The sequence below is a fragment of the Paenibacillus konkukensis genome (assembly GCF_023523925.1).
Classification (GTDB): domain Bacteria; phylum Bacillota; class Bacilli; order Paenibacillales; family NBRC-103111; genus Paenibacillus_S; species Paenibacillus_S doosanensis.
In genome coordinates, this window is sequence record NZ_CP027059.1 from 1,563,400 (window position 1) to 1,577,344 (window position 13,945).

10 protein-coding genes and 2 riboswitches are annotated in these 13,945 nt (G+C 57.3%); of the genes, 3 read left to right on the forward strand and 7 right to left on the reverse strand.

The window, feature by feature from the left end; translation table 11 throughout:
• The first annotated feature begins 32 nt into the window (after positions 1-32).
• A riboswitch (glycine riboswitch) is annotated at positions 33-137 on the forward strand.
• A gap of 3 nt (positions 138-140) precedes the next feature.
• Positions 141-268, forward strand: a riboswitch (glycine riboswitch).
• A gap of 110 nt (positions 269-378) precedes the next feature.
• The 3 genes from gcvT (at position 379) to gcvPB (ending at position 4,447) form a co-directional block, all read left to right on the forward strand.
• Positions 379-1,476, forward strand: coding sequence for a glycine cleavage system aminomethyltransferase GcvT (gene gcvT, locus SK3146_RS06950; protein WP_249864391.1), 1,098 nt, complete (start codon positions 379-381; stop codon positions 1,474-1,476).
• Between the two features lie 152 nt (positions 1,477-1,628).
• Complete coding sequence (gcvPA, locus tag SK3146_RS06955; RefSeq protein WP_249864392.1) at positions 1,629-2,990, forward strand: aminomethyl-transferring glycine dehydrogenase subunit GcvPA; 1,362 nt, start codon at positions 1,629-1,631, stop codon at positions 2,988-2,990.
• Entirely contained in the window at positions 2,987-4,447 is a 1,461-nt protein-coding gene (gcvPB, locus tag SK3146_RS06960) for an aminomethyl-transferring glycine dehydrogenase subunit GcvPB (protein WP_249864393.1), read from the forward strand. Before gcvPA ends, gcvPB begins: the two co-directional genes overlap by 4 nt.
• A gap of 165 nt (positions 4,448-4,612) precedes the next feature.
• On the opposite strand, the gene SK3146_RS06965 is transcribed toward gcvPB, so the two are convergent.
• From SK3146_RS06965 to fsa, 7 genes are all read right to left on the reverse strand, one after another.
• The gene (locus SK3146_RS06965; RefSeq protein ID WP_249864394.1) at positions 4,613-6,007 is read right to left on the reverse strand and encodes a family 4 glycosyl hydrolase; all 1,395 of its coding nucleotides are present in this window, start codon (positions 6,005-6,007) and stop codon (positions 4,613-4,615) included.
• 235 nt (positions 6,008-6,242) lie between these two features.
• The gene (locus SK3146_RS06970) at positions 6,243-7,757 is read right to left on the reverse strand and encodes an extracellular solute-binding protein (protein ID WP_434006892.1); all 1,515 of its coding nucleotides are present in this window, start codon (positions 7,755-7,757) and stop codon (positions 6,243-6,245) included.
• A 101-nt stretch (positions 7,758-7,858) separates the two neighbouring features.
• Complete coding sequence (locus SK3146_RS06975) at positions 7,859-8,731, reverse strand: carbohydrate ABC transporter permease (RefSeq protein WP_249864396.1); 873 nt, start codon at positions 8,729-8,731, stop codon at positions 7,859-7,861.
• 12 nt (positions 8,732-8,743) lie between these two features.
• Positions 8,744-9,586, reverse strand: coding sequence for an ABC transporter permease (locus SK3146_RS06980; RefSeq protein WP_434006893.1), 843 nt, complete (start codon positions 9,584-9,586; stop codon positions 8,744-8,746).
• Positions 9,587-9,979: 393 nt separating this feature from the next.
• Entirely contained in the window at positions 9,980-12,238 is a 2,259-nt protein-coding gene (locus tag SK3146_RS06985) for a helix-turn-helix domain-containing protein (protein WP_249864398.1), read from the reverse strand.
• Between the two features lie 320 nt (positions 12,239-12,558).
• The gene (gene tnpA / locus SK3146_RS06990) at positions 12,559-13,029 is read right to left on the reverse strand and encodes an IS200/IS605 family transposase (RefSeq protein WP_249860177.1); all 471 of its coding nucleotides are present in this window, start codon (positions 13,027-13,029) and stop codon (positions 12,559-12,561) included.
• Positions 13,030-13,225: 196 nt separating this feature from the next.
• The gene (gene fsa / locus SK3146_RS06995; RefSeq protein WP_249864399.1) at positions 13,226-13,891 is read right to left on the reverse strand and encodes a fructose-6-phosphate aldolase; all 666 of its coding nucleotides are present in this window, start codon (positions 13,889-13,891) and stop codon (positions 13,226-13,228) included.
• Positions 13,892-13,945: the final 54 nt, after the last annotated feature.

Here is a 13,945-nt window from a genome sequence, read left to right on the forward strand (position 1 = left end):
GCTATCTATTCAATATGCGAATCAATATGCGAATGAAAGCAATGGGAGAGATTGCTGCAGCCGGGGCTTCAGCGACGCCGAAGGAGTAAGCCTGCGGAGCAGGTGAATCTCTCAGGCAAAAGGACCATTGCCGGACGCGCCTCTGGAGAGAATCCCTGCGAACGGCTTCGCCTTCGCGCAAGGGATCGCCCAAGGGGAAACTCGCGCAGACGCGAAAACCGGCTTAGGACAAAACGCGCGAGGTAACTCTCAGGTACAAGGGACAGAGCGAAAAGGACCGTTTGTATACATGCGTACCCGTTTGTATACACCGCCTTTTTCGACCTGTCCTTTTTCAGGCTGACCCGCCTGTCAACAACCGGATAAGGGGTGATTCATATGGCAGGGCTCAAAAGAACACCGCTATTCCCGCAGTACCGGGCTTTTTCCGAAATGCGCCGCATCGACTTCGGAGGCTGGGAGCTGCCCGTCCATTATTACGGCATTCAGCTGGAGCATGAAGCCGTAAGACAGCAGGCCGGGCTTTTCGACGTAAGCCATATGGGGGAAATTTACGTTACCGGACAATTCGCCGAAACGATGCTGCAGCGGCTGACGACCAACGATCTCGCCCGCCTGTACGACGGCAAGGCGCAATATACGCTGATGTGCCAGGAGGACGGCGGCGTTGTGGACGATCTGCTCGTGTACCGGCTGTCGGCCGATCAGTTCATGCTGGTCGTAAACGCCGCGAATGTGCAGAAGGATATCGATTGGCTGGAGGAGCATCTGATCGGGGACGTGACGCTGGCTAACCGCTCCGACGCTACGGCGCTGCTGTCGCTGCAAGGGCCGAAGGCGCAGCGTATTCTTCAGTCCGTAACGGACGCGCCGCTCGATAAGCTGAAGCCGCTTCATTTCATCGGAGAAACGGAGGTGTGCGGCCTGCCCGTCCTCCTGTCGCGCACCGGCTATACCGGCGAAGACGGCTTCGAGCTCTATGTCGGCGCCGATTCGGCTTGCGGCTTGTGGAGCCGCCTGCTTGAAGCCGGAGAGCCCGCCGGACTGCTGCCGGCCGGACTCGGCGCGCGCGATACGCTGCGCTTCGAAGCCGCGCTGCCCTTGTACGGCCAAGAGCTGTCGGCCTCGATCAGCCCGCTGGAGGCCGGACTGCTGCCTTTCGTCAAATGGTCGAAGGGAGATTTTATCGGGCGCGATGCGCTTCGCCGCCAATTCGGCGAAGGCATTCCGCGCAGACTGGTCGGCCTGGAAATGCGGGATCGCGGCATTCCCCGCGCGCATTATCCCGTCTGCGACGGCGATGTCCGGATCGGCGAAGTGACCTCCGGCACGCAGTCGCCGACATTGAAGCGAAGCCTCGGGCTCGCCTTGGTTCCGGCGGCGTATGCGGAGCCGGGAACGGAGCTGCAGGTGGACATTCGCGGCAAGCGGCTGAGAGCCGAGGTTGTCCGCACGCCTTTCTACCGCAGAGCCTGAAAGGGCGAAGAAAAGTCCCCTGCGATGCCCAGTTTGCCCAGTTGATCTGCCAATCGCTGTTGAAATCGGATTCTTGATGGCCCGTCCCCGCCGTCCGCCGCAGCAGCGGATCGGCATCCGTATATCTCGAACAGGAAAGGAGCCTGAGGCCGATGAGCGGCAAGCACCGTTATTTGCCCATGACAGATGAGGACAGGGACGATATGCTGCGCACGATCGGCGCCGCATCCGTCGAAGAATTGTTCCGGGACATCCCGGCATCGATCCGCTATCAAGGCGCGCTGCCTATGTCGGAAGCGCTGGATGAGCTGTCGCTGATGAAGCATATGCAGGAGCTGGCCGATCGCAATGCGGACAGCTCCCGCCGGATCAGCTTCCTTGGCGCCGGTCTTTACGACCATCACATCCCGGCCGTCATCCGCCATATCGTCTCGCGCTCGGAGTTTTATACCGCGTATACGCCTTATCAGCCGGAGATCAGCCAAGGCGAGCTGCAGGCGATCTTCGAGTTCCAGTCGTATATATGCGAGCTGACGGGCATGGCCGTCGCCAACGCCAGCATGTACGACGGCGCGACCGCGCTGGCCGAGGCGGGAGCGCTGGCGTGCGGCGCCGCGAAGCGCAAGCAGCTCGTCGTCTCGCGGACCGTCCATCCCGAGGCGCGAGACGTGCTGCGGACGACCGCGCGCGGGCTCGGGCTGGACGTCGCCGAGATCGGTTACACCCCGGAGGGCGTCACCGATCTCGGCGAGCTGCGGGCGGCGGTGTCCTCCGCCACGGCCGCCGTCATCCTCCAGTCGCCGAATTTCTTCGGCGGACTGGAGGATATTGCCGCAGTCGAGCCGATCGTTCACGGCTCGAAGGGGCTGCTCGTCGTCAGCGCGAACCCGCTGGCGCTCGGGCTGCTTGAGGCTCCGGGCAAGCTCGGAGCCGATATCGTCGTCGGCGACGCCCAGCCGCTCGGCATCGCCCCCTCCTTCGGGGGGCCGACCTGCGGCTTCTTCGCCGTCGCCGAGCCGCTGATGCGCCGCATCCCGGGGCGAATCGTCGGCCAGACCGCCGACCGCGACGGAAGGCGCGGCTTCGTACTGACGCTGCAGGCGCGGGAGCAGCATATACGGCGCGACAAGGCGACGTCCAACATCTGCTCCAACCAGGCGCTGCTCGCCTTGTGCGCGTCCGTCTATTTGTCCGTCATGGGCAAGACGGGCATCCGCGAGGCGGCGACCCTGAACGTGCACAAAGCGCATTACGCCGCCAAGCGGCTCTCCGCGATACCGGGCGTGACGATGCCGTTCGCCGCCCCGTTCTTCAACGAGTTCGCGTTGAAGCTGCCGCCGGGTACGAATATTCCGGCGCTGAACCTTCGGCTGCTGGAGGCCGGATTTATCGGCGGCCTCGATCTTGAGCCTTATGACCGGGCGCTGCAGAGCCACATGCTGCTCGCGGTCACCGAGAAACGGACCCGGGACGAAATCGACGACTTCGCCGGGCGATTGGAGGAGCTCCTATGATCAAAGACAAAGCGCTGATATTCGAGATGAGCCGGCCGGGGAGAATCGCTTATTCGCTGCCGCCGTGCGACGTGCCGCAGGCCGAGCTCGGCGAGTGCATTCCGGCCGCCATGCTAAGAAGCAAGCCGGCCGAACTGCCCGAAGTATACGAAGTCGACGTCATCCGTCATTATACCGAGCTGTCGAGGCGCAACTTCGGCGTCGATAACGGCTTCTATCCGCTCGGCTCGTGCACGATGAAATACAATCCCAAAATCAACGAGGATGCGGCCCGGCTTCCGGGGTTTGCGTTCATTCACCCCTACCAGCCGGAATCCAGCGTCCAGGGGGCGCTGGAGCTGATGTATACGCTCCAGCGGGATTTGGCCGCCTTGACCGGCATGGACCAGGTTACGCTGCAGCCCGCCGCAGGCGCTCACGGCGAATGGACCGGCCTCATGATGATTCGCGCTTATCATGAGAGCCGCGGAGAGACCCGCCGCAAGGTCATCGTTCCGGATTCGTCGCACGGGACGAATCCGGCCAGCGCCGCCATCGCCGGCTTCCAGACGGTGACGATCCCGTCCAACGCGGAGGGGCTCGTCGATCTGGACGCGCTGCGTGCGGCCGTCGGGCCGGATACCGCCGCTTTGATGCTGACCAATCCGAGCACGCTCGGCCTGTTCGAGGAGCATATCGAAGAGATTGCGGAGATTGTTCATCAGGCCGGCGGCCTGCTCTATTACGACGGCGCCAACTGCAACGCGATTATGGGCATCGCGCGGCCGGGAGACATGGGCTTCGACGTCGTCCATCTGAACCTGCACAAGACGATGAGCACGCCGCACGGCGGCGGCGGACCCGGCGCAGGACCGGTCGGCGTGAAGAGCACGCTGGCGCCGTACTTGCCGAAGCCGCTCGTCGCACGGCGGGACGACGGCTCATATTATCTCGATGCGGACCGCCCCGAATCGATCGGCAGAGTCAAAGCCTTCTGCGGCAATTTCGGCATTCTCGTCCGCGCCTACGCCTACATCCGCTCGTACGGCCCCGAGGGGCTGCGCGAGGTGTCCGAATGCGCCGTGCTGAACGCCAATTACATGATGAAGCGGCTCGCCCCGCATTACGACATCCCTTATGCCGGGCGCAGCTGCAAGCATGAATTCGTCATGTCCGGGCGCGCTCTGAAGAAATACGGCGTGCGCACGCTGGACGTCGCCAAACGGCTGCTCGACTTCGGCTACCATCCTCCGACGATTTATTTTCCGCTCAACGTCGAGGAATGCCTGATGATCGAGCCTACGGAGACGGAGAGCAAGGAAACGCTCGACGCGTTTATCGAGACGATGATCCGCATCGCCCGGGAAGCCGAGGAGCAGCCGGAGCTGCTGCTGGAGGCGCCTCACGATACGCCCGTCCGCAGGCTGGACGAAACGGCGGCGGCCCGCAAGCCGGTGCTGAACTGCACCTGCGGATGAGCTGCCGCTCCACTCCCCGCGCTTCGGTGTATCATATCGTCCGGCGCTTCGCTCGCCCGCCAAAGCCGCCATAGCCGTCATAGCGTAGCCATCATAACGAAGCCGCACGGGCCGCTTTCGGCGGCCCGCTTCAAAACCGGCTGTCGTACGCCGCCACCGGACCGTCTACGACTTCCAAAACCGGGGCAGCCACGGCCGGTTCGCCCTCAGCAGCTCGTCGGCCAGCTGCGGCAGCTCGCCGAAGTCCGCGCCGCCGCTCAGCGGGTCGAGGCTGAGTGCCTCGATCAGCAGCTCCCGGCTGCCCTCCATCGCGGCGCGGAACGTCAGCTCGTGAACGTCCGCGTGCAGCCGGCACAAGCTGCCGACGGAACCCGGCAGTTCGCCGGACGGTCTCGGGACGATCCCGCTCGCCGATACATCCGCCAACGTCTCCACGACGGCTCCCTGCGGCATATTGGCGATCTGCCCCCGGTTCGGCATATTGACTATCGCCGGAGTCGAAGGTCCGCCCAACGCCGCCTTGATGATTTCGATCATTTCTTCGCCCGACCGGTCCCACGCCATCGGCTTGTCTCCGGCGGCAATCGCCCGAATATGACCGAGCTGCTCCAGCTTGCCGAGCCTGCGCGCATCTACCGTCGTCTTCTGCACGCCGTATTTCATCGCATAGCCGTTGCGGACATTGCACAAGCTCGGGTAAAACTCGACCAGATGACGGTCGCCGGCAAGCGGCAAATAGCCGAATTGGCGGCATAACGCGAATTTGACCGCTCCCCGGTTGCGGAAAGGGTCCGTCTGCCTGCCGCCGTCTCCGGCTTCCCCGCCGAGCTCCCAATGCTCGGCGCAATACCGCCGGATTCGCGGCAGCATATCTTCTCCGTGCCAACGCGCTTCGGTCAGCCAGATGAAATGATTGATTCCCGCCACCTTATATTGAAATCCTTGCTGGGGAAGCCAGCGGTACAAGTAATCGAGAATGTCCGTACCGTCCGGCTTATGCAGTCCGAGAATCGGCCCCAGGTAAGCGGGCAGACAGTGGAATTCGTGGCAAAGGCCGACGATTCGCGTGCGGACCGAAGCCGCGTTCATCGCCCGCGTGACGACGCTCATCGGATTCGTCACATTGAGCAGCCACGCTTCCGGGCATTCCCGCTCCATCTCCTGCACAAGCTCGTAGGCTATGGGAGCCGTCCGCAAAGCGGCGGAAATGCCGGAAGGTCCCACCGTCATCGAAACCGGCTGGCGGATGCCGTACTTGACAGGAATTTCCAGATCATTCCAAAAGGCGTCCATCGCCCCCGGGCTGAACGTCGCCATCACGAAGTCCGCTCCGCCGAGCGCTTCCCTCCGGTCGTCCATCACGCGGATGCGGTAAGACTTGCCCCGCATCTCATTAAAGGCGGTCAGCATCGCCGCCACGGCCTGCACATGCTCCTTATTCGGGTCTACGAGCCGAATTTCCCCTTGTTCCGCTTCGTCCATCAAGTACACGTCGCGCATTAAATTTCTCATCCAGTTGACGCTGCCCCCGCCGATGACGGTCATAACGATTGGCTTCATCGTTCTCCTCCTCCTTGGACAAGCCGAATGAGCGACCCTGTCGAGCCGCTCATGAATAGCGCGGTGGAAGCCGGCGGCCGCGTACGCGAAACATGTCCTCCGGCCGCCGCCGTCCCCGGAATCCAATCGGTTAACGGCTGCAAGCCGGGGATACATGGTCAAGCGCTAACGCTATGACGGACGGCTTCCGCCTGCTCCGTCGCCGATTCACCGCGCTTCCGTGCCGCTCTTACGCTTATTTCTTCTTCATTTCCCGATACGCCTTAAGCTGCTCGTCCTGCACTTCCTTGCCGCCGATTTTCATATATTCCGCCGCCATGTCGTCGTACAACTTGTCGAAATCCGCCGGCTTGGCCGTTATCGTTTTGACGACGATTTCGACGCCTTTGTCGCTGAGGGTCTGATTGTATTTGATTTGCGCCTCGATCGGGCGGTCGAAGCGAGGCGGCAGCTGGCCGTCCTGATCGCCGATTTTGATGCTGTCCATCGTGAAATCTTTGTATTTCGGATCGGCGGCGTTCGCTTTCAGCGTTTTTTCCGGATCGCCCATATCTTTGCCGTTAATCAGCATGCTGTAGTCCAGATAGTTGTACATAATTTTCTTCGCGTCGTCCGTATCGAGGAACACCGGAATGCCGTCGTCGCCTTTTTTGTAAGCAACGCCCTCCGGTCCGTTCTGCAGATCGAAGATGACGTTGTAGTCCGACATCCAGTCGAGGAGCTTGATCGCTTCCGCCGCCCGCTTGCTCGCCTTGGGAATCATAATGTGCGCGGAAAGCGGATGGTAGATCGCCTTGACATGCTTGCCTTCGTAGTTCGTGAACGGATCGACGGGAAGCAGCGTGGCGCCCGGGACGTTTTTCTGCAGCGTGGAATAATACGCCTGATAGACCGGCTCGTTCGTATTGGTGATCGCGAAGCCGATTTGACCGTTAACCAGATCCGCCTGGAACTTCTTGCCGTCCTTATCCAGCGCAAAGTCGGGGCTGATCAAGCCCTCGTTGTACAGCTTGTTCAGGAACCGGTAAGCGTCCTTGTTCCCCGGCTTCAGCCAATCCGGCAGCGTGTAGTATTCTTCCTCGCTCATCTGCTTCCAGAACGTGCGCACAAGCGGGTCCAGGTTGTTGTTATAGCGGATGCCGTACGGAATCACTTTGCCGCCGGTATTGCCCGGATCTTTCTCTTTAAACGCTTTCAAAACGTTATAAAACTCATCCGTCGTTTTGGGCGGCTGCATTCCCAGCTTATCCAGCCAGTCCTTGCGGATGATCGGGGTGCTGGAGGCCAGAATAATCCGCTTGGCCGGAACCGTGTACTGCTTGCCGTTAATGACGCCGTAGCCGAGCAGCTGGTCGCCGAGATATTTTTTCAATTTCGGGCCGTATTGATTGAGCAGATCGCCGAGTTCGGTCAAGCCGCCCTGCTTCACCCAGTTCTGAACCGCCGGATCGCTGTAAGTGAATATAATGTCCGGCGCTTCGTTCGCCGCCATCAGAACGTTCAGCTTGGGCACTTCCTCCGTGCGCGGAACGGTAACGAATTCCAGCTTAATATTGTTCGGATCGCCGAATTTCTCCTGCATATATTTGACGAACCAGCTTTCCGTAAGCGGAGGCGCCCCCGGAGGCGTATTGCCGCGGTCGAACAATTCGATCTTCAGCGTGACCGGATTGCCCTTCTTCCCTCCGTCCTGGGCGCCGCCCGGGCCCGACGGGTTGTCCGCGCAAGCGGTGAGCGTCAAGACGGGCATAAGCAGGGAAAGCAAACCGGCGGTCAGTTTCTTGCGTCTCGGATACATAGGCATCCAATCGTCAACTCCCTTTTTCTTATTGATGGACCTTCGCCTTTCGCTTATCCTTTGACCGCTCCGATCATCATGCCGGAAATAAAGTAGCGCTGCAGCCACGGGTAGACGAGCAGGATCGGTATCGTCGCGAACATGATGCTGGCCGCCTTCAAGCTCTCGGGAATCGGGGCGAGCGAATTCATCCCTTCCGTGGCGGTGGCGTCGCTCATCTGGTTGCTGATGACCAGCTGGTACAGCTTGAGCTGGATCGGATACAAGTCTTGATTCGTAATGTAAAACAAAGCGTCCATGAAGCCGTTCCACCGCCCTACCGCATAGAACAGGCTCAGCGTGGCGAGCACCGGCAGAGACAGCGGCAGCACGATCCGCAGCAGCGTGCCGAAATGCGAGCTTCCGTCCATCCGCGCGGATTCTTCCAGTTCCTCGGGAATGGAGGAAAAGAACGTTTTCAAAATAATCAGGTAAAACGCATTGATCATGCCCGGCAGCACCAAAGACCAGATCGTATTGGTCAGCTTCAGCGACTTGACGAGCAAATATTCAGGAATCAGCCCGCCGCTGAAAAACATCGTAAATACGATCATCAGCAGGAACACGTCGCGGCCCTTCAGCCTTTTCTTCGTTAGCGGATACGCGGCGCAGACCGTCATGACCATACAGACGGCGGTGAACAATACGACCAGAGCAATCGTGAACAGCAGCGAGCCGATCATTCTCGCATCGCGGAACACGGTCTGATACGCCATCGTGCTCCATTCCACCGGGAAGACGGTGACTTTATTCGACAAGATCGCCGCATTGGAGCTTAGCGATACGGAAGCCAGATGCAGAATCGGCACCAGCGCCAGGAACGAAGCCGCCGCCACAACCGCAATGATGAGCGCGTCCAGCGCTTTTTCTACCCGTGCGATTTTCATGGGACCCCTCCTTTACCATATGCCTTGGTCGGTCACTTTTTTGGAAATATAGTTTGAGGACAACAGGAACACCAGGCCTACGACCGCCTGGAACAGGCCGATGGCCGTAGCGATCGTATACCGCGCCGACTGGATGCCGACCTTGTACACGAACGTGCTGATCACCTCCGAGACGTCGGTCACGAGCGGATTGCTCAGGACGAACGGCCGTTCAAAACCGATGCTGGCCATATGCCCGATATTGATGATCAGCAAAATAATGATTGTCGGCTTGATCCCCGGCAGCGTAATATTCCATATTTTGCGCATACGTCCCGCTCCGTCCACCTCGGCCGCTTCGTACAGCTCCTTGTTGATCCCGGTTAAGGCCGCCAAATAGATGATCGTGCCCCAGCCCGCGCTTTGCCATACCCCGGTGCCGATATAAGTAAGAACCCAATAGGTCGGCTCGGTTAAAAAAGGAATCGCTTTCATATCTGCGGAGCGAATAAGGATATTGACCAGTCCGGTGTTCGTGGCGAGCAGCTGATACACCATACCCCCGATAATGACCCAGGAAATAAAATGAGGCAGGTACAAAATCGTCTGCGCGCCTTTCTTAAACCAGTTGATGCGAATTTCATTCAAGAGAACGGCCAAAATGATCGGTGCGGGGAACGAAACGACAAGGTCCAGCACATTCAGTAGCATCGTGTTGCGCAGCACTTTGTAGAAATCTTTCATCAAGAAAATTTCGCGGAATGCGTCGAGACCCGCCCAAGGGCTTTTCCAAATGCCCTGAAACATGTTGAATTCCTTGAAGGCGATGGTGACTCCGTACATGGGGATATACTTGAAGATAATAAAGTAGAGCATAGGCAGCAGCAGCAGCGCGTATAACTGCCAGTCTTGATTAGTGAACAGCTTGAATGTTCTTTTCTTGGCGAGGGGTCGGGCGATCGTTTCTTCCACCGCGGTCTTGCCGCCGATACCGTGCATACGATTCCTCCATTCTTCATCGGATTGTCTGTTGCGGTGTAATTCACTGTAATGCAGCAGCCCGATTGCGGTCAATTTACATGAATCGCCCGCTTAGCAAATTGTAAGATGCGGCGGGACTTAACGATTTGTCATCTGCGCTTAACATTTTTGCGCACAGGTCTGAACGGGCTGAAATCCGCGGCGCGGACAAAGGCTTACGCTGATGCTGTTCCGGATTACAATGGCGCTCCGGCCGCTTGTTCGCCACGTTTTTAGAACCCTAACGCTCTATTCTCCCGCACGCCGGACGCCGTCGGATTTTTTCCGGTAATCTCCCGGAGGCAAGCCGAACATATTTTTAAAAGCCCGGTGAAAGGAAATGACATGGAGGTAGCCGACCCGCTCGGCGATCTCCTGGACCGACAGCTCCGTTGCAAGCAGCAGCCGGCTCGCTTCCTCCAGACGCACCTTCAGCATATAGTCGATGAACTTCTCCCCGGCTTCTTCCTTGAACAGCTTGCTCAAGTAGCGCGGGTTCAGCTCGAAATACTCGCTGAGCTTGCCGAGCGACAGCTCGGGATCGGCATAATTCAGCTCGATATACTGCTTCACGCGGCAGACGAGCAGATCGTTGTTGCGCACCGCGCGGACTTCGCGGATTTGCGCTTCCAGCTCCAGCAGCAGCCGGCACAGCTCGTCACGCCATTCATTCAGCGTCCGGGAGGAATCGGCGACCGCCTCCAGCTGCGGCAAATAATCGCGCTTGAACAGGTCATGGACTTCCTCCGGCATCTCGTCCAGCTCTTTCTGAATTTGATACAGCAAATAATCCATCACATGATGAAGATCCGCCTGCGAAAATATCCCGTTCTGCAAAACGATGGCGAGCTTGTTCACATGAGCCTGCCAATGCCCGTCGTCCTGGCGAAACGAGCGGGCGATCGCAGACACCAGCTGCAGATGCGGGAATATCCCTCCCTCTCTCTTCGAACGGATCGATTCCTTGCCGAGCATACAGTTCGTACCGAATAACGGTTTATGACACAGCTGCTCCCTTGCTTCTTCATAAGATCCCGGCAGATCAGCGTAGAAGGAAGTATCCGAGCCGATGCCGACGGAGACGGTAAATTCCAGATTATCGCTGACCCAAGCCTGCAGCCGTCGCATCGCCTCTATCGCCTGACTGCGGGCGCTCTCCTGATGATCCAGGTAAAATACGACCGCCATCTGATGCGGCTCCAGCCATTCGTTCCATAGCACGAGGAGATGATCGGAGGCAATCTCCTGAAGCACCTGACTGACGGCGAACTTCAGCAAATACTGATCCTTCGGACTGTAACCGTTTGCAAATTGCGAGTGGCGGTCAATCTCCATCACCGCCGCCATCAGTCTCGCGAAGTCCGACGGCAGCTGCAGCTTGGCCATCTCCTGCTTCCACCTCGCTTCGCTCATCATCGTGCCGCCTTCAAGCCATTCGGATAACCGCTGCCGCCTGCGGATCGGAAGATCGTCCTTGTACAACTGTTCGAATTGACTCGACCGCTCCAGCAGCCCGTCGATCGCCGCTTCGATAAATTTCAATTCATCCTTGGCCGGATGGCGCACCAGCTCTCCGCTGCGGCGCTTCGTGTAATCCTGGATTCGCCCGGCGATCGCCTGGATCGGCTTGAAGTTGCGATGGGTCACATAGGTGAACCAGCCGATGCCGGCCGCCACCGCCGCAAGCCCCAGAATGATCCAGAAATTATGCAACAGAGACAAGAAAGAAAGCTGCTTGTCGCTCCTCGCATTCGATATGTAATACCAGCTCGTGTAATCCGATACGGCGTGCTTGAGCTGCTCCTGCCCCGAAGGCCTTACCGCGGGCGATCCCTGGTTTTTGTCGAACGGCTCTCCGTTGCCCGCGAACAGCTGGATCAGGCCAGCATCGTACCGGGTCAAATCCTTAATGAAGCTGACCAGCGACGGCACCCGGATATTAATGACTACCGCGCCCTGCCGGTCCCCCGTCACCGGGTAATATTTGAACAGCGTAACGACCCGCTCCCCTCCCGCTTCGTGGCTGAACTCCTTAAATTCCCGCGGATTCGTCCATCCGGACGTATAGGTGCCCGAGCGGTAAGCTTCCACCAAAAACTCGCGGTCGCCAAATTGATCGAGCGAAGACAACCCGTTATGGGATAGCACTTGACCCGATTTTTCGTTGTATAAATAAATGGAGTTCGATAAAGGCAGCATCGAAGAGAATTCGTCCACTTTCCGGGAAATGAGAAAATAATCAAACGCGATCTTGGACGCGTCATTCCGAAAAAACGCAGCCATGCTGTCGTTCACGTCCATTTCCTTAATGAGCATCCGTTCCGTAGCTTTCAAGCTGCTGTCGATTACCTGCATGACTTTGGTCGCAATCGCTTCATCGGTCAAGGCGATTTGATCTTTGGCGGAATTACTCAGCACAGCGAAGAAAGAGAAGATCAGAACGGATACAACCAGGAAAAAGATCGGGGCATACGATAATAAAATGCGATGATACCAGCTCATTCTCATCCAACAGCCCTCCCGAAAAAAGTAGAATTGCGGTTCTCTCTTCGATTTTATTACATCATATTGAAAGAAGCTGTAGAATCTTGACGAAGCGGTCGCGGCGGCCTGTCCCAAACTTATATGCCCAAAGGGCTAACTTGCCTGTCGGATGACGTGAAAGCGGCCTCAGCGGCCTCAGCCGATTTTATAAAGTCATAACCACCGGCTTAGCCGGTGGCTTCCATCAGCCCTATAAGGGCATGGTACTAGCACGCGCCTAAGAAGGCGCACTGAAAGTCTGCCAACCGCGAGCGGTCCCGGGCTTGCCCCTCAAAGGGGCTCTTTTATTTGCCCTTTCCTACCGACTCACCCGTAAACGGGTCGAACAATTCTTTCATCGTGATTTGTTCGTAGTTCTTATCCTCTGTTAGTTGATTTCGAATGTATTCGGCTATCGCTTTCCTGTTTCGCCCTACCGTATCCACAAAATAGCCTCTGCACCAAAATTGCCGATTTCCGTATCGATACTTCAGGTTCGCAAATTTATCGAAGATCATCAGCGAACTTTTTCCCTTTAAGTACCCCATAAACTCCGATACACTCAGTTTCGGTGGAATACTCACCAACATATGGATGTGATCCGGGCACGCTTCCGCTTCGTGAATCTCCACCCCTTTGCGCTCACACAACTCCCGGATGATCTTTCCGATCTCTCTTTTTAATTTCCCATAGATGACTTGCCGTCTATATTTCGGTGCAAATACAATATGGTATTTGCAGTTCCAGCGGGTATGTGCTAGACTGCTCTTATCCATTCCCTTGTCCTCCTTGATTTGATGTTGCGGTTGGCAGACCGGCTATCATCTTATCATAAAGGTCAAGGGATTTTTACTCATAGCTATAAGCTTTCCCGAACCCCCAGTCGAACTGGGGGTTTTCTTAGACAATAAAAAAGCAGACCACCTAGGTGATCTGCTTTTTACGATCGCTATGCTGCGTTTATATTCGCGATTATTGGATGGCTTTCTTCCAGTCTGCGGCGAATTTCTCCATGCCTTGATCCGTCAAAGGATGCTTCGCCAGTTGTTCGATGACTTGGAACGGAACCGTTGCAATATGCGCTCCTGCCATGGCCACGCGGGTTACGTGATCCGGGTGACGGACGGAAGCTGCGATAATTTGCGAGCTCAGGTTATGCGTGCGGAACAGCTCGGCGATTCTGGATACGAGCAGGACGCCGTCTTCGGAAATATCGTCCAAACGTCCGAGGAACGGAGACACGTAAGTCGCTCCCGCACGCGCCGCAAGCAAAGCTTGGTTAACGGTAAAGATCAGCGTTACGTTCGTTTTGACGCCTTTTTTCGTCAAATAGCGGCAAGCTTCGAGACCGGCCAGCGTCATAGGAAGCTTGATCGTAATATTTTTGTCGCCGCCGTTAATTTTGATCAGCTCTTCGGCTTGCGCGATCATCTCTTCCGCTGTCAATGCGTCCGGAGTGACTTCGGCGGATACGGATTCCACTTCAGGAACGGCCTGCAAAATTTCGGCGATACGATCTTCGAATTTGACTCCTTCTTTGGCAACGAGGGAAGGGTTCGTGGTTACACCGGAAAGAACTCCGACTTTGTAAGCTTTTTTAATATCCGCGAGATTGGCAGTATCGATAAAAAATTTCATGGTTCATTCCTCCAATTTGTAGTCGTTATATTATTTTAAATAGCGCCAGCTTCT

Bases quoted from the DNA above. Each gene is read 5' to 3' on its own strand.
- gcvPB (WP_249864393.1), top strand. From the start codon at position 2,987: ATGATCAAAGACAAAGCGCTGATATTCGAGATGAGCCGGCCGGGGAGA.
- gcvPA (WP_249864392.1), top strand. From the start codon at position 1,629: ATGAGCGGCAAGCACCGTTATTTGCCCATGACAGATGAGGACAGGGAC.
- SK3146_RS06965 (WP_249864394.1), bottom strand. From the start codon at position 6,007: ATGAAGCCAATCGTTATGACCGTCATCGGCGGGGGCAGCGTCAACTGG.
- SK3146_RS06985 (WP_249864398.1), bottom strand. From the start codon at position 12,238: ATGAGAATGAGCTGGTATCATCGCATTTTATTATCGTATGCCCCGATC.
- SK3146_RS06970 (WP_434006892.1), bottom strand. From the start codon at position 7,757: ATGCCCGTCTTGACGCTCACCGCTTGCGCGGACAACCCGTCGGGCCCG.
- gcvT (WP_249864391.1), top strand. From the start codon at position 379: ATGGCAGGGCTCAAAAGAACACCGCTATTCCCGCAGTACCGGGCTTTT.
- fsa (WP_249864399.1), bottom strand. From the start codon at position 13,891: ATGAAATTTTTTATCGATACTGCCAATCTCGCGGATATTAAAAAAGCT.
- SK3146_RS06975 (WP_249864396.1), bottom strand. From the start codon at position 8,731: ATGAAAATCGCACGGGTAGAAAAAGCGCTGGACGCGCTCATCATTGCG.
- SK3146_RS06980 (WP_434006893.1), bottom strand. From the start codon at position 9,586: ATGCTCTACTTTATTATCTTCAAGTATATCCCCATGTACGGAGTCACC.
- tnpA (WP_249860177.1), bottom strand. From the start codon at position 13,029: ATGGATAAGAGCAGTCTAGCACATACCCGCTGGAACTGCAAATACCAT.